This window comes from Salegentibacter haimaensis (genome assembly GCF_054121495.1).
On the sequence record NZ_JBSYGH010000001.1, the window covers coordinates 94381 to 118213 of the forward strand.

The following is a 23833-nucleotide window of genomic DNA, read 5'->3' on the forward strand; positions in this document are numbered from 1 at the left end:
AAGGAGGAGTGTGTTACTCTTTTGCGGTTGCAAATATAAATCAAAATTTAAATCACCACCAAGGAAAAATTAAAAATTTTCAGACAATTTTTAGTCCCGGTTTTTACTATTCAAATAACCAGCGATATACGTCGTTTCCGTTGGCATACAGCACCAGCGCAATCAATATAAAAAAGCCTACCATCTGGGCTACTTCCATAAATTTATCGTTGGGTTTTCTTCCGGTGATCATCTCATAAAGCAGGAACATCACGTGCCCTCCATCTAAAGCCGGGATTGGAAGAATATTCATAAAGGCCAAAATGATCGAGATCAAAGCCGTGGTATGCCAGAAACCTTTCCAGTCCCAGGTGTCGGGGAACAGCCCACCAATGGCTCCAAATCCGCCCAATTGGCTGGCTCCTTTCGAGGTAAATACATATTTGAACTGGGCTACATAGTCGTGCAGTGTCCAGTATCCGTAATTAAATCCCTCTTTTATACTCTCTACAAAACCGTACTTTTTGGTCTTGATTTCGAAATTTCTTTGTGGGGTAATTCCAAGTTTCCCTTCATCATCGGGGGTAGCCAACACGCTCATGATTTCCCCGTCTCTTTTAAAAATAATTTCTACTTCTTTTCCTTTATTTTCATTGGCAATAGGTGAAAGTTGATGCCAGTACCCAATCTCCTGGTTGTTAATCGAGATTAAACTATCGCCTTTTTTAAGGCCAGCCGCTTCAGCAGCTCTATTGGCAACCACGCTGTCTAGCACCGGTTTCTGAATAGCGATAAATGGCAACATAACTCCTTTCTGGAACATTTGTTCCCCAATGTTCTCAGGGATCTCATAGGTGCCCTCGGTGCCGTCATTGTGCAATACAGTAACACTACGCACATCACGCATAAACAGGTGTTTATTGATGTCTACGCTGTTTTCAAATTCCTGCCCGTTTACCTGCAAGATTCTGTCACCATCTCTAAAGCCGTATTCCTTGAATTCATCGGCTACAGCGAAACCTTCAGGCATTTGCTCGGGTCCCACATAATTTGAGCCCCAAACAAACATAATCATCATATAAATTAGGAAACCAAGCACCAAATTCACGGTAACACCTCCCAGCATAATGATAAGCCTTTGCCAGGTGGGTTTGCTTCTGAATTCCCAGGGCTCGGGCGGTTTTGCCATTTGCTCCTTATCCATACTCTCGTCGATCATCCCCGAGATCTTCACATAACCACCCAATGGCAGCCAGCCAATTCCGTAGACGGTATCGCCGATTTTCTTCTTAAAAAGGGCAAATTTTACATCGAAGAATAAAAAGAATTTTTCTACCCTGGTCTTGAATATTTTGGCGGGAATAAAATGTCCCAATTCGTGTAGTACTATAAGTAATGAGAGGCTTAAAAGTAATTGTATAGCCTTTACTAAAAACGGATCCATTCGCTGTGCTTCAAAATTTAAATCGCACAAAAGTAACCTTTTATAATCTCCTAAAAAAGTATTCTGTAAAGCTCAATATTCAGATAAGGAAATTTTATGATAGCTCTTGCGACTATTTGTTGCACAGGCCTTAATTTTGCAATCCATATCACTACTATGCTGCAGTTTTTCGCCAAATACAAAACCTTCGCCATTGTACTCTTCATTTTATCGGTGATTATCATTTCTATCATTTACCACCAACTCAAACCCGAAGAGCGATTGCCGGTATTTCAACCCGATATGGTTAATGGCGAACTGGTAGACACCACCGTGCAACATGTTAGAAAATATCATAAAATCGGGGATTTTAACCTCATCAATCAAAACGGCGACTCTATCACCCAGGATTTCTACAGGGATAGAATCTACGTAGCCGATTTTTTCTTCACCACCTGCCTCACCATTTGCCCGGTGATGACAGATCATATGCTCGAAATTCAGGAGCGAACTAAAGATGATCCTGAAGTATTGCTCCTCTCCCACACTGTTTTTCCCAAAACCGACTCGGTGCCGGTATTAAAAAAGTATGCTGAAGAAAAAGGCGTAAATGACAAAAAATGGAACCTGGTAACCGGTGATAAAAAACACATCTACGAGCTGGCCCGAAAATCTTACCTGGCCTCAAAGTCTGATGGTGACGGCGGCCCCTATGATATGATTCATACCGAAAACTTTGTGTTAGTAGATAAACAACAACGCATTCGTGGTTTCTACGATGGCACCGACCCCGAAGCCATTGAAAAATTACTGAAAGATATAGATATCCTAAAAGCAGAGTACCAACCTTAAGATTTTAGACTTCAAACTTTTGTACTCTCCCGAATTCGATTACTTTTGCCTTGTTTAAAATCAATCTAAATAAAGATGCTGTTACACCTGGCAGATTTAAAGCGCGGGCAACGTGCGATCATTAAAGATTTCCCGGCTCACTCTGTGCCTCTTAAGCTATTGGAAATGGGATGCCTGCCGGGTAATGAAGTTGAACTTTTGCAAACCGCCCCTTTTAAAGATCCGCTATATTTAAATATAAACGGAAGTCATCTTGCCATTCGAAGGGAAACTGCTTTGCTTATTGAAATTGACCTGTTGCCCTGATTATGAGCAAACAAATTAATGTCGCCCTAATAGGAAATCCCAATACCGGAAAAACTTCGGTTTTCAATGCCCTCACCGGCCTTAACCAGAAAGTGGGAAATTATCCCGGGATTACCGTCGAAAAGAAGGAAGGGATTTGCAAATTACCCCGCGGGCTCAAAGCTCACATCCTCGACCTTCCTGGAACCTACAGCCTTAATGCATCTTCCCTTGATGAAAATGTGGTGATAGACCTGTTGCTCAACAAAAATGATAAAGACTATCCCGATGTAGCCGTGGTGGTAAGCGATGTTGAGAATCTAAAAAGAAACCTGTTGCTTTTTACCCAGATTAAGGACCTTGAAATTCCCAGCATTCTGGTAATCAATATGGCCGACAGGATGCAGCGAAAGGGCATTTCGCTTGATATAGAAGCTCTCGAAAAACAGCTAAAAACGAAAATAGCTCTGGTAAGCGCGCGAAAGGGTACCGGCATCACCGAGTTAAAGGAGATGATCACCAATTACCGGCACCTGCCTACCGAGGCTTGCGTAAATGCTTCGGTAATTGATCCCGAATATTTCGATGGACTCAGAAAGGCATTTCCCAACCAATCGCTTTACAAACTTTGGCTGGTGATCACCCAGGATGTTAACTTCGGAAATTTGAACCGAAATGAACTTCAGTCTAATTCTGAATTTCACACCAAAAAAGAAAGCGAACTGAAGCGGCTTCAGCAAAAAGAAACAATTTTACGCTACCAGTTCATCAATGGAGTGCTGAAGCAGGCCCTGAGCATAGATGAAAATGCCGCTACCGATCTTCGTGCCCGTCTCGATAGAGTATTGACTCATAAAGTTTGGGGTTATGTTATTTTCTTCGGAATTCTGCTGCTTATCTTCCAGGCGATCTACAACTGGTCCAGCTACCCTATGGATATGATAGATGTGGCTTTTGCCAATTTGAGCGAATTAACAAAAACCCATCTTCCTGCAGGTTCTTTTACCAATCTCATAGCCGAAGGAATTATTCCCGGGCTTGGCGGGATTGTGATTTTTATTCCGCAGATTGCATTTTTGTTTTTATTCATTTCCATTCTGGAAGAAACCGGCTATATGAGCCGGGTGGTCTTTTTGATGGATCGCATTATGCGACGCTTTGGTTTAAGCGGAAAAAGCGTGGTGCCTTTGGTTTCAGGTACGGCCTGTGCCATCCCCGCGGTAATGGCCACCCGAAATATCGAAAGCTGGAAGGAACGTTTAATCACCATTCTGGTGGTACCTTTCACCACCTGTTCGGCCAGATTGCCGGTGTACCTCATCATCATCGCCCTGGTCATCCCCGATGAAACTTACTGGGGTTTCAATCTGCAGGGCCTTACCTTGATGATACTTTACCTTCTCGGCTTTGGAACCGCAATCGGGTCGGCCTGGTTGCTCAACAAAATTTTAAAGATCAAGAACCGAAGCTATTTCGTGATCGAAATGCCCAATTACAAACTTCCTATGTTTAAAAACGTGGGGATAAATGTGGTAGAAAAGACCAAATCTTTTGTCTTTGGCGCGGGGAAGATCATCCTGGCCATTTCTATAATTTTATGGGTGCTGGCGAGCTACGGGCCGGGAGAAAATTTTAGCAATGCTGAAGAAATTGTAAGCAGCAGTTATGCAGATCAGCAAATTTCTGAAGAAGAACTGGATGAGGAAGTCGCTTCCTTTAAACTTAGAAATTCGTATATAGGTATAATGGGCAAGGGGATTGAGCCTGTAGTAGCCCCGCTTGGTTACGATTGGAAAATAGGAATTGCCATTATAAGTTCCTTTGCTGCCCGGGAGGTTTTTGTGGGCACCCTGGCAACGATTTACAGCGTTGGCAGCGACGAAGAAGAAACCATCAAAAACCGAATGGCCGCCGAGACCAACCCGATCCTGGGCGGGCCGCTGTTTACTTTCGCCAGCGGGATAAGCCTTATGCTGTTTTATGCTTTTGCAATGCAGTGTATGAGTACCCTGGCCATTGTAAAACGGGAAACCAACACCTGGCGCTGGCCGGTGATTCAGCTGATAGGAATGAGCGTTTTTGCTTATTTTGTAGCTCTAATCGCCTTTCAGCTCTTGAAATAAGAATTTAAATGAAATGGAAATGATTCAGGAAATTTTAGTCTTTATCACCTTTAGTATCGCCCTGGGCTATATGCTCACCAAATTCGTTTGGAAACCTGCCTTTTTAAAGAAAAAGAAAAAAGTAAAAGCCTGCGGGGTTTCAGGTTGTGGCTGTGGGTAGAACTATTCAATAAACCCATACTCCAAACTAAGTTCATAATCCCCCGGTTGTATTTTTTTCGAAATGGCCGGGTAAGGCATTAAAGCAAGGGGCTTCAATTTTACACTAAATTCTGCCAGTAAGTTTTCAGCAAGGCTGCTACCCACGATTACAATTTCCTCTCCCACTAATCGATCATTTTCAAAAACCTCAAGAAGCACTTTCGCCTCACCCGCTCTAATGCAGGTCACATCGCTGGGACAACGCGAGTCGGAAATCACCTGTTTAAATTTGATGATCTTCCCGTCGAGTTCCAGGCTTTGCCCGGGAACCAGTGATGTATTGAAAAGATTGGCTTCAGCAGAACTCTGAGCCAGGGCCAGATTTCCGAAGAAAAGAAAAATCAGGAGGAATTTCATAGGTTTTATCTTAAAGACGTAGTAAAGTACCTCCTGTTGCAAAGATTAGCCCAAACCTACATCCAGGGTCATCATTACCATAAAACCGAGTATAAAGCCCATAGTAGCGATATCTGTAAAGCCTTCGCGCTGGGATTCAGGAATTACCTCTTCTACCACCACAAAGATCATCGCGCCTGCCGCGAAAGACAGGGCATAGGGCAAAATAGGCTCGAAGGTCATTACGGCCCAGGCCCCTAAAACCGCCGCAAAAGGCTCAACAATAGCCGAAAGTTGCCCGAAATTAAAACTTCTCCAACGGCTTAAGCCCTGCCTGCGCAAAGGCATAGCCACCGCAAATCCTTCAGGAAAGTTCTGTAAACCAATTCCTATAGCCAGGGCCACAGCCCCACCAATGCTGGCGCCTTCAAAGCCCATCGCCGCTCCTCCAAATAAAACGCCTACGGCAAGGCCTTCTGGGATATTATGCAAAGTGATGGCCAGGGTTAACAAGGTAGATTTATGCCAGGGAGTTTTAATACCTTCCTTTTCACTCATTTGGAAATTTACGTGCAAATGCGGTAACACCTTATCCAGCCCAAAAAGAAACAAAGCGCCCAGACCAAACCCGATTAAAGGCGGAACGGTTTTTTCGAAACCATCGCCCGGGCTCATTTCGATTCCCGGCGCCAAAAGACTCCAAAAACTCGCAGCCACCATCACTCCCCCGGTAAATCCAAGCATCGCATCAAAGAATTTGCGATTCATCCTTCCAAAGAAAAATACAAGAGAAGCTCCCAAAGCAGTTAAACCCCAGGTAAATAATGTGGCATATAAAGCCGCTAAAACCGGATCTATACTTTCAAAATAGTCTGTTATATTCTGCATTGCTTAGATCTTTATGTATAAATTATTTGAGATTAGCTGCGAAATTCGAAGCTCAATCCCGTCTATTGAAATCAGCATAGATTGATCGAATTCTTCCTTTTCTTTAAGCTCAATTTTTTTGCCCAGGGAAATCCCGTTTTTATCGAGATACTGCAAAAATTCGCTGGAAGAATCTTTAACCCCAACACAAATCCCGGTATTCCCCGGTTCGAGTTCGGCCAGTAGGAGTTTATTCGCAACCGTAAAATTCCCATCTGCATCGGGAATGGGGTCCCCGTGCGGATCTCTTTTGGGATAACCTAAAAACCTGTCCAGTTCCCTGGTTAATTTTTCAGATTTAATATGCTCGAGTTGTTCTGCGATTTCGTGAACCTCATCCCAGGTGAAATCCAGTTTTTCTACCAGAAACACCTCCCAAAGCCTGTGCTTGCGAATTACTTCTACAGCCGCTTTTCTGCCCGCATCGCTCAATTTTACCCCCTGGTATTTTCGGTATTTCACCAGGTCTTTCTCGGCCAGTTTTTTGATCATATCGGTAACCGAAGAAGCTTTGGTCTCCATCTCCTCGGCCAGGGAATTAGTGCTTACCCCCGATTGATACTGACGTTCCAGATGAAAGATTGCCTTAAGATAATTTTCTTCAGATAAGCTGAACATAATTTAAAATTTACAAGTTTCAAAACTACAATTTTTATTTGATTATTCTATTTTTTAGATTAGTCTAAATTTTATTTATAGATTTGCTAAAAATTAGAAAATGAAGTTGCTAAAACTTATAATACTATTTCTCCTGCCTCTGGGAGTGTATGCCCAACAGGGGAGAATTACGGGTAAAATTGCTTCTGAAGGGAAAGCGGTTTCCAACGCAAATTTGTGGCTGGCTGGAACCTCAAAGGGCACCACCAGCGACTCTAATGGAAACTTTAGCATTGAAGGCGTAGAACCAGGAAGTTATATTCTACAAGCCACCGCCCTGGGCTTCCGGGAATTTTCAAAAGAAATTGAAGTTCTTCAAAACACCAGTTTTGAATTAAAAATCGAGCTCGAACCCGGCAATGAAAATCTGGAAGAAATAATTATCGTAGACCGCCTAACCGGGCTTAACCGGCGCACTCCATATACGATCTCGCATATAGATATGCAGGGCATCAATTTTAAGGGAGACCCCAACGGTCTAATGGGCAGACTGCGGGAAGTACCCGGAGTTTATGGGGCTGAGTTTGGCCAGGGTATCGTAAAACCATTTATCCGCGGACTGGGTTTTTCCCGTGTGGTGACAATCTATCAGGGTAATAAACTGGAAAATCACCAGTGGGGCGCCGATCACGGCCTGGGTATAAATGACCTCGGAATAAAAAGCGTGGATGTGATTAAGGGTCCGGCTTCGGTATTATATGGGTCGGGTGCCCTGGGTGGAGTTTTACTGGCCAAAGACGAAGATGCCTATACTACTTCTGAAAAAATCACCGGAAGCCTGGGAAGCACGTACAATAGTGTTTCCCGCGGAATTCGCACTTATGCTTCAGCCGGAAAAAGCTGGGAAAATGACCTGTTTTTCAATGCCGATCTCGCACTGGAAAACCACGCCGATTATCAAGATGGCAACAACCGAATTATAGGCAACAGCAGGTTTAATACTAAAACCCTTCGACTACAAAGCGGGATTAAAAAAGAGAATTTTCAGAATAAACTCGGCTTTAGTTTCAATGACCAACAGCTGGGAATTATTTCAGATGAAGAAATGCTTCCCGGGCAAAGCCTGGCCACCGGAAGAAACGACAGAGAAATGCAATTACCTTTTCAAAAAGTTCGGGATTACCTTTTTACCTATAATCAGGAAATGCAACACGAAGGTTTTGAGAGTTTTCTGCATCTTTCCCACCATCATAACAACCGAAAGGAAATCGAATCAGACGAAAATCTTATTGATCTTGGATTGAAACAGGATCATAGCTTTTATAATGCCAGGCTAAGCTTTCAGCAAAATACATTAAAACACGATTTTGGAATTCAGGGTAGTTATATAAGAACGAGGAATATGGAAAACTCCCTGGATATCCTGATTCCCGACGCCAATATTTTTGAGAGCGGATTATATTACCTGGCTTCGGCCCAGCTTGATTCCTGGTTTTTGCAGGGAGCTTTGCGGTATGATTTCAGGACAGTGAAAGCTTTGGCCGATGCATCACATTTCGTAGACTATGGTTTCCTTCTGCCTGGAGAACCGGAGAATCGCAGGTTGGAAAGAAATTTTAGCGGGCTTACGGGTTCTATTGGTGCCAGCCGAAAAATAAGCGAATCCCAACAATTTAAACTCAACCTAAGCAGCGGATTTCGCGCCCCCGACCTTGCCGAACTTTTCTCAAATGGCCCTCATCCGGGAACCAGCCGATTTGAAAAAGGAAATGCTGAATTTAAAAGGGAGCAAAGTTTCCAGCTTGATGCGGGATATTCTATGCATTTCAAAGATTTTTCTGCTGAAATTTCAGCTTTTGGAAGCAGGGTTGACAACTATATTTTCTTTGCCAAAAGCGACCAGGCACCACCCGAAGGGCATAACGAACTTTGGACTTACGATCAAACCCGGGCAGGCTTGTATGGGTTTGAATTTCAGCTAAGCAAAAACTGGCTGGCAGAGCAGCGCTTAAAAACTCAAATTTCGGGTGCTGTGGTGAGAGCCCGGGATTTGGAAAAAGCTGAACCCCTTAGCTTTGTACCTCCCGATAATTTTAATTTTGAACTTAAGTATTTTGCCCTTGCAGACAAATCTTTGGAATTTTCAACCCGGCTAAGATTAGTAAGTGATCAAAATCGCCCGGGATTTAATGAAGAAGCCACCAACGGCTATGAATTGCTCAACCTGGGAATTAGCAAGACCTTTTATACAGGATCCAATTTATTAAAAGCGGGTATACAGTTGCAAAACGCATTGAACAGGAACTATGTAGACCATATGTCTATACTCAGGGCTTTTGAGGTGAGCAGTCCAGGCCGAAATCTGATGCTGAATTTGCGCTATGAATTTTAATTACATCCCACGCTCTTTCTGAATGCTTTCGTAGGCTTCCTGTACCTTTCTGAATTTTTCTTCGGCCCCCTTGCGGTAAGCTTCGTCCATATGACCCAATTTATCGGGATGGTACTTTTTAGCCATATGGCGGTAGGCTTTTTTAACTTCCTCATTGCTGGCCGTCTTCTCGATTTCAAGAATTTTATAGGCATTATCGGCCGATTTGAAGAACATAGCCTTAAGGCTTTCAAAATCCATTCGGCCTATGCGAAGATAGCCGGCAATTTCCTGGATAACCCTGGCTTCAGCTTCACTTACCCGGCCATCGGCCTGGGCAATTCCGAAGAGAAAATGAATAATTTGCAGGCGTGAGGGATATTTCGTGCGGGCAGCCAAATATTGCGAAATTCGTGAAGCTGAAATTTCCCGGCTTTTAATAAGTTCATTAAAGGTTCTAAAAGTTGCGTTGGCGCGCTCTTTCCCATAGGCCTGCACGAAATAGGATCGTACATAGTCGAGTTCGGTTTGCGTCACTTTTCCATCGGCCTGGATCACGATAGAACATAAGGAAAGTAAATTTAATTCAAAATCTCCGGGAGACACCTTTTGCTCAGGCTGCCCGCCCAGCATTCCTCTTAAACCACCTGATGACCTCGACCAGTTGTCGATCACAGTACCTACAATAAACCCCAGAATAGCGCCGGCAAAGCGAAAATACATAAAGCCGAGTACGGCCAAAACCCATTTAAACATTCAAAAAATTTTGATAAGCGCCAAAGATACTATTTTCAATGGCTTTAAGGAAAAAACCGGGCATTAGGCGTATCGATTTAACCTATTAGCACATAGCAAATTGAAATATGCCAGGCTGAAGTTAATTTGGTATCTTTGCCATTCATTAAATGTTTAATACAAAACTATATATATGTATCCAGCAGAATTAGTAAAACCAATGCGCGAAGACCTTACCAGTATTGGTTTTGAAGAATTGCACACTGTAGAAGATGTTGAAGCCGCAATGAAGAAAGAAGGAACCACTTTGGTAGTGGTGAATTCGGTTTGTGGGTGTGCGGCTGCCAATGCCCGCCCGGGAGCTAGAATTTCTCTACAGAATGCCAAAAAACCCGATAACCTGTACACCGTTTTTGCAGGTGTAGATAAAGAAGCAACCGATAAAGCCCGCGGATTTATGCTGCCTTTCCCTCCCTCTTCGCCTTCTATGGCCCTTTTCAAAGATGGAGAATTAGTGCATATGCTAGAGCGTCATCATATTGAAGGCCGTCCCGCCGAGATGATCGCTGAAAATCTTGTAGGAGCCTACAACGAATTTTGCTAAAATTCAGGCTTAAGTCTTAGAGGCTATCTAAAATTTTCAGAATAGTAATTTGTCACATTGAGCGCAGTCGGAATGGCTTGCTTAGAAGAGAACCAATTCTCTACTACCATTGACATCTAATATTCATTTTAGACAGCCTCTTTTTTTTGCTTAAATTTAAGCTGAAAATCACTTTTTATGAGACTGCTAATCGCCCTTTTATTGTTTCTCCCGCTTAATTGCGAACCTACGGCTGTAGATAGGCAGGAAGAACGCGCAGCTTTAAACCGGCAGCTGGAAGAGATCAAAGCTTTTATAGCTGAAGCAGCCTGCGAAAATGCCGGGCAATGTACCCCTATCGCTTATGGCAGTAAGGCCTGTGGCGGTCCTGTAGGCTATTTATATTACCCAACTTCAGTAAATGTCGAAAAACTGGAGGAAATGGTGGATGCCTACAACCGGGCCGAAGCCGATTTCAACCAAAAATACCAGGTAGTTTCAGATTGTATGTATGTGATGCCCGCCGAAAATCTGGAATGCCGGGATGGAGAGTGCCTGCCGGCTAGCCCTTAATTAAAGACTTTTCAGGATTATGGCTGAAATACTTATTTTAGCGCCATAATTTGTGAAATGAAGAAGTTACTTTCCTACCCCCTATCGGTACTATTTTATATTTTTTTCTTTCTAACCTTACTGGTGTTTCACCCCATTCAATGGCTGTGCCTAAAGCTGGGAGGTTACCAGCCGCATAAGAAAAGCGTTGATATTTTCAACTTTTTCCTGATGCGAAGTCTCAATTTGCTGGGGACCCGTTTCACTTTTGAAAACCCTTACGACATCCCCACCAATAAACCTGTAATTATTGTGGCCAATCACCAGGGAATGTATGATATACCTCCCATCATCTGGAATATGCGCAAGCATCACCCCAAGTTTGTGAGCAAAAAAGAGTTGGGAAAAGGCATTCCGAGTATTTCTTTCAACTTAAGGCACGGAGGCTCAGTTTTGATCGACAGGAAAAACCGCCGGGAATCCTTGCTCAAGATGTCTCAATTTGCCAAATATCTTAATGAGAACAATCGTTCAGCCGTAATTTTTCCTGAAGGAACCCGAAGCCGCACCGGTGAGCCCAAAAAGTTTCAGGTTAATGGAATGATGATGTTGTTCAAACAAATGCCTGAAGCGCTTATCGTGCCCATTACCATCAACAATTCCTGGAAACTTTTTAAACACAAAAGCTTCCCTATGGAGCCCGGGGTGCACATCAAACTTAAAGTGCACGAACCTATCCCTGTAAGCTCAGATGATGCAGAGAGTTTAGTAGCCAAAGTGGAGCGCACTATCATTGCCGATATTGTTTAAATTTTAGAAAGAATTTTTATGGATAAAGCCCGGGTAATCTCGAACTGTATTGAATTTGTAAAAAATAAGCTGCAAAATGCCGAAGGCGGTCACGATTGGTTTCATATAGAAAGGGTTTATAAAACCGCAAAAACCATAGCTTCAGGAGAGAATTGCAATACTTTTATCGTAGAATTGGGAGCTTTACTACACGATATAGCCGACTATAAATTCCATAACGGCGATGAGCACAAAGGCCCGAAAATGGCTTCAGAATTCTTGTTTTCTGAGGGAGTTTCAGAAGAAATTATAGACCAGGTGGTGAAAATTATTGAAAATATTTCTTTTAAAGGAGGCAATTTCGAGCAGAAATATCACTCAATAGAATTACAAATCGTGCAGGATGCCGACCGACTCGATGCTCTTGGCGCCATAGGTATTGCAAGAACCTTTAATTATGGCGGGTTTAAAGGCAGGGCGCTTTATGATCCTGCTATCAAACCAAACCTCAACATGTCTAAGGAAGAATATAAGAATTCTACCGCGCCGACTATCAACCATTTTTACGAAAAGCTGCTGCTGTTAAAAGATCTTATGAATACCCGAACCGGTAAAAAACTGGCCGAAGACCGGCATAATTTTATGGAGGCTTACCTGGAGCAGTTCTTCGCCGAATGGGAAGGTTTAAAATAATTTAAGCTGCCCGTCTTTAAACTCCTGGTGTAATTCACAATTAAGTTGGGGACGCCTGAGTTTGTCTTTTAAAAATCTTTTTCTGGCGAGTGTAAATTGTTGGGCTACCTGTTGTGAGAATTCCCCCTCACCTTTCATTCGGGTTCCAAATCGGCTATCGTTTAAAGTCCCACCGTGAATTGCCTTAATCTGATTCAACACTTTCTCTGCCCTATCGGGCATAGTTTTTTTGATCCAGTCGCTAAAAATTTCAGCGATAGCTCCGTTTAACCTTACAATGGTATAGCCAACTCCATCGGCCCCGCGGGAGGCGATCTCTTTAACCAGCGGCATAATTTCGTGAGAATTGATGGCGGGAATTATGGGCGCCATCATCACACTAACGGGAATGTTTTTAGCGGCCAGTTTTTCTACGGTCTCCAGTCGTTTTTTAATACTTGCCGTACGTGGTTCCAAAATTCTTCGGGTCTCTTCACTTAATGAAGTAATAGACAGGGTAGCGTGAACCAGGTTATCTTGTGTTAATTCGGTGAGAATATCGATATCCCTTTGAATTAGGGCGTTTTTGGTAATAATTCCAACCGGATGCCGGTACCTTAAAAAAGTCTTCAGCAGTTCTCGGGTAATCTCCAGTTTTTTCTCGATAGGCTGGTAACAATCTGTATTTCCCGATAAGATGATGGGTGCAGCTTTCCAGGATTTGCTTCGCAATTTCTGTTCAAGCAGGGCCACGGCATTTCGTTTCACCAAAATTTTTTGCTCAAAATCAAGCCCGGCACTGTATCCCCAGTATTCGTGAGAATTGCGGGCATAGCAATAAATACAGCCGTGCTCGCAACCCTGGTAGGGATTCAGGGAAAAATCCATCCCCACATCGGGACTGGTCACCTTATTGACGATACTTTTGGGAAAGGTATCGATTAGTGTGGTTTTCGACGCTTGTACCTCCTCCCCTTCAGCAGCACAAAAATTCAAATAATCATCCCTGAATTCGTATGAATTAGCTTCGAATTTATTGGAAACGTTGATTTGAGCCCCACGGCCAAAAATAAAATCGCTGGTATTGGACATATTACAAAAATATGGAATTTATCCAATAACAGCGATTGTATGTAAATTTTAACTTTAGGGATTATTCTCCCGGGAAATCGGCTTTTCTTTTATTTAAAAAAGCCTGGGTACCTTCCTTGAAATCGGCAGTGCCAAAGGCGTGACCAAATTCACTGATTTCCACGTCAAATCCGTTAACTCCGGCCTCGTAGTTAGCGTTTATGGCCTTGATAGCTCCGCTAATGGCTACCATAGAATTTTTCATAATCTTCTGGGCTAATTCCCGGGCCAGTTGCAATAGGTCACCTGCTTCGGTGACGTGATTTACAAGATTGTACTGCAAAGCCTGGTTGGCATCAATCATCCCGGCGGTCATAATCATTTCCATCGCGCGGCCTTTGCCTACCAGCTGTGGCAAACGCTGAGTACCACCATATCCCGGAATCACTCCCAGGGAAACCTCTGGCAGCCCCATTTTTGCATTATCGCTGGCAATTCTAAAATGTGCAGCCATCGCAAGCTCCAGGCCTCCACCAAGAGCGAATCCGTTTACCGCTGCGATTACGGGTTTTGGAAAATTGGCGACATAATCAAAAAGAGAGGCCTGCCCATCGGCGGCAAGTTCACGACCTTCTTCAGGAGTGAAATCGGCAAATTCGCTAATGTCGGCACCGGCTACAAAGGCTTTTTCGCCGCTTCCGGTGAGGATGATCACCTTCACATCGCGATCATCGCGGGCATCGGCAAAAGCTTCGTGTAATTTGGCAATTGTGGCCCTGTTCAGGGCATTGAGTTTTGATGGACGATTTATTGTGATTTGAAGAATACCATCCTGTTCTTCAGCTAAAATATTTTCAAAATCCATAAAAATTATTTTTAAGATTGGTTATTTCGGAAATCGCACCTTAAAGATAGTGCCTTTATTTTGTTTAGAAGTAAAGCTTATACTTCCCTGGTAGTTCTCTACAATATTTTTAACCATCGCCAGACCAAGCCCCATCCCGCTGCTTTTTGTAGTGAATTTTGGCTCAAACACCAGCTCCTTATTTTCTTCTGAAATTCCCATCCCGTTATCTGAAACCGAGATACAAACCATAGTATTTTCATCGTGAACACTCACTAAAATCTGCGGGTTAGGCACTTCCTTACATGCCTGCACCGCATTTTTTACCAAATTGGTCACCACCCGAATAAGCTGGGTACGATCGAATTTTGCCAGGATTTCCTCTTTTTCTGAAGTAAATGAAATATAATCTTCATTGAAAATATCCAGGGCCAGTTTTACAATTTTTGGAACATTAAGGGTTTCACTTTGCTGGGCCGGCATTTTAGCAAAATTTGAAAAGGCTGAAGCTATCGAGCTCATCGTATCGATTTGATTGATGAGGGTTTTGGAATATTCGTCTACTTTTTGATCGATGTTGGGATCGTTTTTATCGAATTTCCGCTGGAAACTTTGCACGCTCAAACGCATAGGAGTTAGCGGATTTTTAATCTCGTGAGCTACCTGTTTGGCCATTTCCCGCCAGGCCTGTTCCCGTTCGCTGGTAGCCAGTTTAACGGCACTTTCTTCGAGCTCATCGATCATACTGTTGTAAGCAGCTACCAGGGCATAAATCTCTTCGGAAGCATTGCTGAGCTCAATCTTTTGGTTGCGCTTATCCAGCCGGGTTTGATTTATCTTTTCAGAAATCAATTTTAGAGATTTGGTGATATACCTGGAGAGCAGATAAGACATAATTACCGCCAGAACCAGCATAAATAAATACACTTCACCCATTCGAATGAGGAAGTTGTTGAGATCGTGATTCAATAAACTATCATCCTGAAGATAGGGCAGGTATAAGATAGCTAAAGGTTTAAAGCGCTGGTCTGTGATATAGCTGTAAGAAGATTGAAATTTTTGACCGTTATTTTCGGTTTTTACCAAAAGGCGTTTGGCCGAAGAACTCTCCAGTCGCTCCAGGATGTTTCGGTCCAATTGAACATCGGTAGTATCTCTAAAGAAAGATTGATTGGATTTTATCAAAAGCCGGCCATCCAGGTCATAAATGTTGATCTGCATTTCGTGAACCTGGGCCAACTCGGCTATCTTCCCTCCCTGCCTGAAGATAATAGGAATATTTTCAGTATTTACCACAAAGGTGGTGCTTGCCAGCACAAACCTGATATTTTCCCGAATCGCCTGTTCTTTTCGCTCCAGGCGGTCTTTATGATAAGCTTCGGCTTCCTGCTTGTATTGATATACCGTAACCCCGGCGATGAGAATCGAGGCTCCCAGAACCAGGAGAATCATCGAGATAAAAATTCGGGTGCGCAGTGAAAGTTTTAAAAGCTTCATACAGCGATACTGTTACAATTATCAGGCCTCAGGATTTTTTTGACGAATTCTTTTATAAATTTTCACCCCGAGCATAAGCATTCCGGCGAGCAGAAATATACCCAGAACTCCGTAAATCCAGGTTAGAGAATCTCTCACAATTACCAAAAACACCACTGCGAAAAGTATAAGGGTAGAAACCTCATTCCATAAACGCATTTGATTGGAAGTCCATTTAAACCTGTCGCGCTGCAGTTCTTTAAAAATTAAATGACATTTAATGTGGTAGGCATACAGAAGAACCACAAAGCCTAACTTTACCAGCATCCAGTCCATTTGTAAAAATGAGGGTACCAGGTGTAATAATAAAAATGCAAAGATACTGGCGAGGATCGCCGAAGGCCAGGTGATAATATACCAGAGCCTTTTAGTCATAAGCTTAAACTGGTTACTAAGAATTGTTTTTTCGGGTTCAGTTTTTTGATTAGCCTCGATATGATAAATAAACAAACGGGGGATATAAAAAAGCCCGGCAAACCAGGTGATTACAAAAATGAGATGCAGTGCTTTAATGTAGAGATAATAGTCGATCACCAAATAAAGTTTTAATAGGGCCTGAAACAAATATAGCCAATAAATTTTCAGCTTCCGGTACCCGGTAGTGGCTTTAGGTTATGCCTTATTTCCCGGTTCAAAAAATACCCGGTTACCAGGGTAGCCAGTAAATCGGCCAGCGGGAATGAAATCCATACCCCAATTTCGCCATATAATCCTGGGAGAATCAGCACTAAGGGGATAAAGAAAAAACCCTGCCTGGAAAGGGTTAGTAAGAATGCAGGTATGGCCTTTCCTACAGCCTGAAAATAAGCAGCCCCTATCAACTGTAAAGCAACAATTGGCGTGGCGGCAAAGACCCAGCGCATTGCACCCGGAGTTTTTCTAATAATCTCTTCATTATTCGTAAATACCGCCACAATTTCTTCAGCAAAAAACATAATTCCACCAAAGACCACCAGCCCCATTAAACTGGCATAAAGCACCGCCGTATTAATACTTTTTTTCACCCTGGGGTATTTTCCTGCTCCATAATTAAACCCGGCGATAGGCAAAAATCCCTGGGTAACTCCAAGCACGGGAAACAGGGCAAAGACCAGCATTCGGGCAATGATTGCATAAACCGTTACCGCATCTTCGCCGCCAAGATCAAAGAGGATATTGTTCAGCAATAAATAAATGATGCTTACAACAGCCTGCCGGGCCAGGGTGACCGATCCCAAAGAGGCGATTTCATTTAAGATCGAAAATTTGAATTTAAAATGCTGCCAGTGAATTTTCAATTCAGAATTATCTGAAAGAAAAAACCAGAGTATATAAGCAAACGACATAAAATAGGAAGCAGTGGTGGCCAGACCGGCACCCAGCATTCCCATTTCCAGGCGGTTGATAAGTATATAATCCAACACCAGATTTCCAACCGATGGAATGATCATCGCCACCATAGCAAAACGCGGCTTTCCCTCGGCTCTTATCACCGAGTTCCCCATCATCGCCAGGGCCAGGAAAGGCACCCCGCTTACCACTACCAGGTAATAAATGCGGGCAGGATCAAATATTTCGCCTTTTCCACCAAAAGTTGGAATGAGCGAATCGATGAAGACAAGGCCTAATCCTACCAAACTCAGGCTTAGGAGCAGGGTTAAGCTAATTTGGTTTCCGAAGGTGCGCAAAGCTTTTTGATGATTGTTGCCTCCCAGGGCACGGGATAGCACCGAAGAACCACCAATCCCAATCGCCATTCCCAGCGCAGCGATAAAGAAAGAAACCGGCAATACCACATTTATGGCAGCAATGGCCACCGAACCAATCCAGTTGCCCACAAAAATAGTGTCGACCAGAATGTTGAGGGACATCACAAGAATTCCCACCGAAGCAGGGGCAGCCTGTTCAATAAGAAGTTTCCCTATGGGTCGCTCCCCGAGTTCGGCTGCGTTCTTTTTTGCCATTATGCCTGCACGCTTTCCTTATGAGCCCATTCATCTATCCATCGCGACAAAACATTCACCCAGGGGGTGCGGTCGTTAAGACAGGGAACCACGTGAAATTCTTGCCCTCCAACCTCGTGAAAGATTTCCTCTCCTTCCATAGCGATCTCTTCCAGGGTTTCCAGGCAATCTGAAACAAAAGCAGGAGTAACGATGGCCAGTTTTTTCATTCCCTGTTTTCCGAAGCGTTCTATGGTTCTATCGGTATAGGGTTGCAGCCAGGGGTCGAAACCCAGGCGGGATTGAAAGGAAACACTGTAAGTATTTTTTTTCATTTCCAGGTATTCGGCTACAAGTCGGGTGGTTTCAAAACATTGATGACGATAACAAAATTGATGTGCTTCTGAAGGGGTTTGGCAACAGCCTCCATCGATCTTGCAATGCGATTTGGTGATATCGCTTTTTCGAATATGCCTTTCGGGAACCCCGTGATAACTGAATAGCAGATGCTGAAAATCTTTCCCTTTTAATGCTTCTGAAATGCTTTCGGCCAGCACCCTGATGTAATCGGGATGATTGTAAAAAGGCGGCACCGTGGTAAACTGCATATCGGGAAAATGTTTTTTCCGAAGTTCTTCAGCAAGCACCAAAATAGTCTCGGTAGTTGCCATAGCAAACTGCGGGTACAACGGAAACAGCAAAACCTCTCTAATTCCCTTATCATACAATCCCTGTAGCCCCGATAAAATTGAAGGTTTTCCATAACGCATTGCCAGGCCAATAGGCACCGAAGTTTTTTCTGCTACCTTTTCCTGAAGTCTTTCAGAAAGAACGATAAGCGGCGAGCCTTCTTCCCACCATATTTTTTGATAGGCCTCGGCCGATTTCTTTGGCCGGGTGTTTAATACAATTCCTCTAACGATAAGGCTTCTTGCCCAATACGGCACATCTATCACCCGCTCATCCATAAGGAATTCATCCAGGTATTTTTTTACATCTTTTGGATCTGTGCTGTCGGGTGACCCGAGATTAACCAGCAATACGCCTTTGCTCATAATTTCTTAATTTCGGCACAAAAATATAACTATAAGCCGGGTGAAAAAACCCGAATTAATTAGCAATTTTTATTGTTCAATAATAAGTTCTTTATCGGTGTCTTCTCCCAAAGCAAATAAAATGCACCTTAGGATATGCTCCTGAAAATTGGGTTCCATATAAGACTGAATGGTATGCCCCCCACCGGTATAAATGCTTATTCCGCCGCCGGGGAGTTCACGATACCAGGCGATAGGATGATTTTCTCCATTCGTCCCCCCTTCATAAGTTGACTCGTCGAGGCGCATTAACACTTTATTGTTGGGATTCAGGTTTTTATAGTTATACCATTCGTCTACCCGCGACCAAGGGTTAGGCGCGTGGGAAACTGTAGGATGTTCTGGCATTTCGATTATGACTTCGGCACGTTGTACCTCGGGGTGGCCATCAAAATAACCTCCTACCAGTTCTCCATACCAGGGCCAGTCGTATTCGGTGTCGGCTGCGCCGTGAATTCCGAAAAAACTTCCGCCATTTTCAATGTATCGCTCAAAAGCCTGCTGCTCTTCATCGTTTAAAACATCACCGGTGGTGCTTAAAAAAATCACCAGGGCATATTCTTCTAAATCCTCATCATTGAAATCGCTGGAATCACCATCGGTTTTAATGTCGAAGCCATTTTCTTCTCCCAGATCTTCAATGATCGAATAAGCGGCCGGGATAGATTCGTGCCAAAAACCTTTGGTTTCATAAAAGACCAGTACTTTTTTTTCCTCTTTCTCTTCCGCCTCCTTTTCCTGAGCCACTGCCGGACTCATAAAAATCAGGGCCAGACTAAAACAGACTAAATACAATAAGTTTTTCATAATTAAATATTTGAGGGTAACGAAAGGACATATTTTTTTGGGGTTGTCCCAAATTTCTTTTTAAAAGCCGCTATAAAATGGCTGGCAGTACTATAGCCAATTTTAAGCCCCACTTCATTTACATTATATTCTCCCGTATCCAGGAGTTTTCGGGCATATTCCATCTTATAATCAAACAAAAAACTGTAGACCGAGTCCCCGTAAATTTGCTTGAACCCGTCCTTTAGCTTTTTAAGGCTAAGGCCAATTTCATCGGCCAGCTCCTGCAGTGAGGGCGGCTCTGCAAGGCGGCTAATCACGATATCTTTGGCTCTTCGAATTTTTAAAATATTTTCTTCATCGCTTAGAAAAGGACATTGTTCAAGGTTTGGATCCTCGCTTCGGTTAAAGAAAAGGCTTAATAATTCGTAAGCTTTACCTTTAAAATACAGATTTTTAATGCTGGAGGTAAGATTGAAATTAAGCATTTGGTTTAACACCACCGCCATTGAGGGTGTGATAGGTGCCTCTTTATAATACTTCTTATCTCTGTTTTCCTCGCTTAGAAACGGAATATAATCGGCTTCCTGTGAAAAAAGGGAATGAAACTTTTTTATAGAAACCACCAGAGAAATTGCCCAGGAATTGGGAGATAAATCCAGGTTTAAAGGCAAATCCCGCTGCGGATTGTATAATAACAAACTGTTCTCTTCGCTTAAAGGCAACTCATAGCCCCCGGCGTTAAACACAAATTTCGCCTGCCCCTTTACATTAAAATGAAATTGTATAAAGCTGCTGTCTATATCTCTTACAAACTTTTGATTATCAGCAGCATCGTTGCGAAATTTTACAATAAAAAAGCCTTCTTCAACCCGGGTCACCTCAGCGGCACCTTCAGCGATATTTTTTTTCGAATTCTCCATCATCAGAAATTGAGTTTTATTTAGAATGAGTCTAAACAAAACAGCTTAAACTATTTGAATTTACTACAAAGCACGGGATTTTTCCAAACCCGGGGCCTAATTTTATGATATTTATCAGGAAACGACACATTTAGTACTTTCAGCGTTATATTTTATTTAACCTATGTTATACTTTTGTCCCCTGCAATCCTAAAAAGCTACATGGAAGAATTTCATTTTTCAGGAGGAAATCATTTTTACACTATAGGTTTAAGCTATAAAAAAGCCGATGCCGAGATTAGAGGTCACTTCAGTTTAGATCCTGAAGCCAAGACCCGATTGCTAAAACAGGCCAAACAGGAAGGTATCGAAGCTATTTTGGTTACCTCTACCTGTAATCGCACCGAAATTTATGGTTTTGCCAAGCATCCCTTCGAACTCATCAAATTGCTTTGTGAGCATACCCATGGTACTGTAGAGGAGTTTGAAAAAGTTGCCTATGTGCATAAGAACAAGAAAGCGGTGGCTCATATGTTCAAGGTGGGCACCGGGCTGGATAGCCAGATTCTGGGAGATTTTGAAATCATAAGCCAAATTCGAAATTCATTTGTAGAATCTAAAAAACTTGGGCTTACCAATTCTTTTATGGAGCGCCTTGTCAATGCAGTGATCCAGGCGAGTAAACGTATAAAGAACGAAACCGAGATTTCCAGCGGGGCTACCTCGGTGGCTTTTGCTTCGGTTCAATATATTCTGAATCATATTCCCAATGTTTCTGAAAAGAATATTCTTCTCTTCGGAACTGGGAAAATTGGCCGTAATACTTGTGAAAACCTGGTAAAACACACCAAAAACAATCATATTACCCTGATTAACCGCACTAAGGACAAAGCCGAAAAAATCGCCGGTAAATTCAACCTTCTGGTAAAAGACTACGCCGATTTACAGGCCGAAATTCGCAACACAGATATTCTAATCGTGGCCACCGGGGCTCAAAATCCGACTATTTCGAAAGAACTGATTTACGCGAAAAAAGATTTGCTGGTACTTGATCTTTCGATTCCGAAAAACGTTTCTAATGATGTGGCCCAACTTTCGAATGTGAAACTCATTCACTTAGACCAGCTTTCAAAAATGACCGATGAAACCCTGGAGCGCAGGCAACAATTTGTGCCCCAGGCCAAAGCTATTATTGCTGAAGTGGAAGGCGATTTCAACAAATGGCTGGAAACCCGAAAATTTGCTCCTACCATTAAAGCTTTAAAGAAGAAACTGAAGCTGATGAAAGATGACGAATTGGATTTTCAGCGAAGAAAAATTTCGGATTTCAACGATGAGCAAGCCGAGATCATAAGCAATCGCATCATTCAGAAAATCACCAAACATTTCGCCAATCACTTAAAAGGCGATTCTGAAACCACCGATGAAAGCCTGGAATTGATCCAAAAGGTCTTTCAATTAGAAGAGCTTCAGAAATGAACAAAATCATAAAAATAGGCACCCGCGACAGTGAACTTGCGCTTTGGCAGGCCAAAACCGTAAAAAATGCGCTCGAAAAACTGGGTCACAAAACCCAGCTGGTCCCTGTAAAATCTACCGGCGACCTGAATCTCGATCAGCCGCTTTATGAAATGGGAATTACCGGGATTTTCACAAAAACCCTGGATGTGGCGATGATCAAGGGGGAGATCGATATTGCGGTGCACTCGATGAAAGACGTTCCCACTGCACTTCCTAAAGGAATTGTGGAAGCCGCCGTTTTAAAAAGAGCCAATCCCCGGGATATTTTAATTCACAAAGGCCTGGATTTTCTAGGTTCAGAAGGAAAAATCGCCACCGGCAGCCTTCGCAGAAAAGCTCAGTGGCTGCATAAATATCCGCAACACCAGGTTACAGACTTACGCGGGAATGTGAACACCCGAATGAAGAAACTGCAGGAAAGTGACTGGAATGGCGCAATATTCGCTGCCGCCGGCCTGGAACGCATCAACCTGAAACCAGAAAATTTCACCGATCTCAACTGGATGATTCCGGCTCCCGCACAAGGCGCAATGCTGGTAGTCGCTATGGAAAATGATGAGTTTTGCAGAAATGCATTAAGCGCATTAAACCATCCCGAAACCCAAACCTGCGTGCATATTGAACGGGAGTTTTTAAGATTGCTGGAAGGCGGTTGTACGGCACCCATAGGAGCTTTGGCCGAAATTCATAAAGATCAGATTCATTTTAAAGGAGCGCTGTTTAGTTTAGATGGCAAACAGAAAATTTCGACCGAGAAGGTGGTCCCTGTTGGAGAAGCAAAGAACCTGGGACGAATTTGCGCCGAGGAAATTTTGAGCAATTCCGGAAAGGAATTAATGCAGGAAATCAGACAGCAAATAGGTTAGAAAATGACGCTGCTTTCTACCAAAATTCTAAGCCCAGCTCAAAAAAACCTCTTATTAAATTCCGGGTTAAGTTTGGTAGAATATGATGCCATTAAAATTGAAATTTTTGAGTTTGATCTTCCGGACCTAAAAATAAAAAACGCGATTTTCACCAGTAAGAATTCGGTAAAAGCGATTCTGAAGAAAAATCCTGAAATTGAAAACTGCTTTTGCGTGGGGCCAAAAACCTCAGAATTACTACAACAAAATAATTTTCAAATTGCAGAAACCGCCCAATACGGCCAAGAATTAGCGAAAATTATAGTCGAAAAATATTCGAACGAAAAGTTTGTATTTTTCAGTGGAAACCGACGCAGAGATGAAATTCCTTCGATTTTAAGCGAAAACGGAATTGATTTTCGCGAGATCGAAGTTTATAAAACAGGCCTGAATTTTCAGGACTTTCAGCAAAATTTTGAAGGAATTCTGTTTTATAGTCCGAGTGGCGTACAGAGTTTTTGTGAACTAAATAAACCCGGGGAGAGCATCGCTTTTTGCATAGGAGAAACCACTGCGGCAGAAGCTAAAAAACATTTTAAAAAAATTATAACCGCCAACAAACCCAGTGTAGAAAATGTGATTGTGCAGGCGGTGAAGGAATTGAAAAAGAAAATTTAAGAGAGGCAAAGGCTTCAAAAAAAGCAACAACCTTCCTGCAAGGTATAGAAACCCTTGTAGGTATGCAGAGAAACGAGTCTCCGGAAGAATCGTTTTTCAATTTAAAGAAAAAAGACCTATAAGGTCTTGGAGACCTTGCAGGACAAGCATGAACAAGTGAAAACTTTCGAAAACAGGCAGAATTGAAGAAAATTTAGAAAGTTCGGAAT

The 23833-nt window shown here is 42.8% G+C and carries 25 protein-coding genes; 12 read left to right on the forward strand and 13 right to left on the reverse strand.

The genetic code is table 11. The features are described from left to right. Positions 1 to 106: 106 nt before the first annotated feature. Positions 107 to 1423, reverse strand: coding sequence for an RIP metalloprotease RseP (gene rseP / locus ACW6QP_RS00460; RefSeq protein WP_457908865.1), 1317 nt, complete (start codon positions 1421 to 1423; stop codon positions 107 to 109). Positions 1424 to 1579: 156 nt separating this feature from the next. Here rseP and ACW6QP_RS00465 point away from each other — a divergent pair, with 156 nt between their 5' ends. From ACW6QP_RS00465 to ACW6QP_RS00480, 4 genes are all read left to right on the forward strand, one after another. Beyond that, on the forward strand, positions 1580 to 2254 hold the full coding sequence (locus ACW6QP_RS00465; RefSeq protein ID WP_457908866.1) for an SCO family protein: 675 nt from the start codon (positions 1580 to 1582) through the stop codon (positions 2252 to 2254). Positions 2255 to 2329: 75 nt separating this feature from the next. Then, entirely contained in the window at positions 2330 to 2560 is a 231-nt protein-coding gene (locus tag ACW6QP_RS00470; protein WP_457908867.1) for a FeoA family protein, read from the forward strand. 2 nt (positions 2561 to 2562) lie between these two features. Beyond that, the gene (gene feoB, locus ACW6QP_RS00475; RefSeq protein WP_457908868.1) at positions 2563 to 4662 is read left to right on the forward strand and encodes a ferrous iron transport protein B; all 2100 of its coding nucleotides are present in this window, start codon (positions 2563 to 2565) and stop codon (positions 4660 to 4662) included. A 13-nt stretch (positions 4663 to 4675) separates the two neighbouring features. Further along, on the forward strand, positions 4676 to 4822 hold the full coding sequence (locus tag ACW6QP_RS00480; RefSeq protein WP_457908869.1) for a hypothetical protein: 147 nt from the start codon (positions 4676 to 4678) through the stop codon (positions 4820 to 4822). Between the two features lie 2 nt (positions 4823 to 4824). Here the strand turns inward: ACW6QP_RS00480 and ACW6QP_RS00485 are convergent, their stop codons facing one another. Genes ACW6QP_RS00485 through ACW6QP_RS00495 form a run of 3 tightly spaced genes read right to left on the reverse strand, consistent with a single transcriptional unit; the run spans position 4825 to position 6744 of the window. Then, complete coding sequence (locus tag ACW6QP_RS00485; protein WP_457908870.1) at positions 4825 to 5220, reverse strand: hypothetical protein; 396 nt, start codon at positions 5218 to 5220, stop codon at positions 4825 to 4827. Between the two features lie 45 nt (positions 5221 to 5265). Continuing rightward, positions 5266 to 6087 carry a ZIP family metal transporter gene (locus tag ACW6QP_RS00490; RefSeq protein WP_457908871.1) on the reverse strand — a complete coding sequence of 274 codons (822 nt, stop codon included), beginning with the start codon at positions 6085 to 6087 and terminating at the stop codon, positions 5266 to 5268. Positions 6088 to 6090: 3 nt separating this feature from the next. Continuing rightward, entirely contained in the window at positions 6091 to 6744 is a 654-nt protein-coding gene (locus ACW6QP_RS00495; protein WP_457908872.1) for a metal-dependent transcriptional regulator, read from the reverse strand. Between the two features lie 100 nt (positions 6745 to 6844). Here ACW6QP_RS00495 and ACW6QP_RS00500 point away from each other — a divergent pair, with 100 nt between their 5' ends. Continuing rightward, entirely contained in the window at positions 6845 to 9115 is a 2271-nt protein-coding gene (locus ACW6QP_RS00500; RefSeq protein ID WP_457908873.1) for a TonB-dependent receptor, read from the forward strand. Here ACW6QP_RS00500 and ACW6QP_RS00505 read toward each other — a convergent pair whose 3' ends face one another. Beyond that, positions 9116 to 9850, reverse strand: a complete 735-nt coding sequence (locus tag ACW6QP_RS00505; protein WP_457908874.1) for a TerB family tellurite resistance protein — start codon at positions 9848 to 9850, stop codon at positions 9116 to 9118. Between the two features lie 172 nt (positions 9851 to 10022). On the opposite strand from ACW6QP_RS00505, the gene ACW6QP_RS00510 reads away from it, so the two are divergent. The 4 genes from ACW6QP_RS00510 (at position 10023) to ACW6QP_RS00525 (ending at position 12446) form a co-directional block, all read left to right on the forward strand. Beyond that, complete coding sequence (locus ACW6QP_RS00510; RefSeq protein ID WP_457908875.1) at positions 10023 to 10433, forward strand: BrxA/BrxB family bacilliredoxin; 411 nt, start codon at positions 10023 to 10025, stop codon at positions 10431 to 10433. Between the two features lie 177 nt (positions 10434 to 10610). Next, positions 10611 to 10985 (forward strand): hypothetical protein, encoded by a 375-nt coding sequence (locus tag ACW6QP_RS00515; protein ID WP_457908876.1) that lies wholly within the window; start codon positions 10611 to 10613, stop codon positions 10983 to 10985. Positions 10986 to 11042: 57 nt separating this feature from the next. Then, positions 11043 to 11774, forward strand: a complete 732-nt coding sequence (locus tag ACW6QP_RS00520) for a lysophospholipid acyltransferase family protein (protein WP_457908877.1) — start codon at positions 11043 to 11045, stop codon at positions 11772 to 11774. 18 nt (positions 11775 to 11792) lie between these two features. Beyond that, on the forward strand, positions 11793 to 12446 hold the full coding sequence (locus ACW6QP_RS00525; protein ID WP_457908878.1) for an HD domain-containing protein: 654 nt from the start codon (positions 11793 to 11795) through the stop codon (positions 12444 to 12446). Here the strand turns inward: ACW6QP_RS00525 and ACW6QP_RS00530 are convergent. The 8 genes from ACW6QP_RS00530 to ACW6QP_RS00565 form a co-directional block, all read right to left on the reverse strand. Then, a complete protein-coding gene (locus tag ACW6QP_RS00530) occupies positions 12438 to 13517 on the reverse strand; it encodes a PA0069 family radical SAM protein (RefSeq protein ID WP_457908879.1) in 1080 nt (359 codons plus the stop codon). The two genes, ACW6QP_RS00525 and ACW6QP_RS00530, sit on opposite strands and share 9 nt — an antisense overlap. Before the next feature lie 61 nt (positions 13518 to 13578). Further along, a complete protein-coding gene (locus tag ACW6QP_RS00535) occupies positions 13579 to 14361 on the reverse strand; it encodes an enoyl-CoA hydratase/isomerase family protein (protein WP_457908880.1) in 783 nt (260 codons plus the stop codon). Between the two features lie 21 nt (positions 14362 to 14382). Beyond that, positions 14383 to 15837, reverse strand: coding sequence for an ATP-binding protein (locus ACW6QP_RS00540; protein WP_457908881.1), 1455 nt, complete (start codon positions 15835 to 15837; stop codon positions 14383 to 14385). 21 nt (positions 15838 to 15858) lie between these two features. Then, positions 15859 to 16407 (reverse strand): CopD family protein, encoded by a 549-nt coding sequence (locus ACW6QP_RS00545; protein WP_457909408.1) that lies wholly within the window; start codon positions 16405 to 16407, stop codon positions 15859 to 15861. Between the two features lie 50 nt (positions 16408 to 16457). Further along, positions 16458 to 17819, reverse strand: a complete 1362-nt coding sequence (locus tag ACW6QP_RS00550) for an MATE family efflux transporter (RefSeq protein WP_457908882.1) — start codon at positions 17817 to 17819, stop codon at positions 16458 to 16460. Then, positions 17819 to 18853, reverse strand: a complete 1035-nt coding sequence (hemH, locus tag ACW6QP_RS00555) for a ferrochelatase (protein ID WP_457908883.1) — start codon at positions 18851 to 18853, stop codon at positions 17819 to 17821. Before hemH ends, ACW6QP_RS00550 begins: the two co-directional genes overlap by 1 nt. A gap of 69 nt (positions 18854 to 18922) precedes the next feature. Then, complete coding sequence (locus ACW6QP_RS00560; protein ID WP_457908884.1) at positions 18923 to 19699, reverse strand: ThuA domain-containing protein; 777 nt, start codon at positions 19697 to 19699, stop codon at positions 18923 to 18925. Positions 19700 to 19701: 2 nt separating this feature from the next. Continuing rightward, complete coding sequence (locus tag ACW6QP_RS00565; protein WP_457909409.1) at positions 19702 to 20601, reverse strand: helix-turn-helix domain-containing protein; 900 nt, start codon at positions 20599 to 20601, stop codon at positions 19702 to 19704. Between the two features lie 201 nt (positions 20602 to 20802). Between ACW6QP_RS00565 and hemA the strand changes: the two genes are divergently transcribed. The 3 genes from hemA to ACW6QP_RS00580 are packed head-to-tail and all read left to right on the forward strand — an operon-like array spanning position 20803 to position 23624. Then, positions 20803 to 22059: a glutamyl-tRNA reductase gene (gene hemA / locus ACW6QP_RS00570; RefSeq protein WP_457908885.1), complete on the forward strand. Its 1257-nt coding sequence runs from the start codon at positions 20803 to 20805 to the stop codon at positions 22057 to 22059. Next, positions 22056 to 22967: a hydroxymethylbilane synthase gene (gene hemC / locus ACW6QP_RS00575; protein WP_457908886.1), complete on the forward strand. Its 912-nt coding sequence runs from the start codon at positions 22056 to 22058 to the stop codon at positions 22965 to 22967. Before hemA ends, hemC begins: the two co-directional genes overlap by 4 nt. Positions 22968 to 22970: 3 nt before the next feature. Continuing rightward, positions 22971 to 23624 carry a uroporphyrinogen-III synthase gene (locus tag ACW6QP_RS00580; RefSeq protein WP_457908887.1) on the forward strand — a complete coding sequence of 218 codons (654 nt, stop codon included), beginning with the start codon at positions 22971 to 22973 and terminating at the stop codon, positions 23622 to 23624. Positions 23625 to 23833 lie beyond the last annotated feature (209 nt).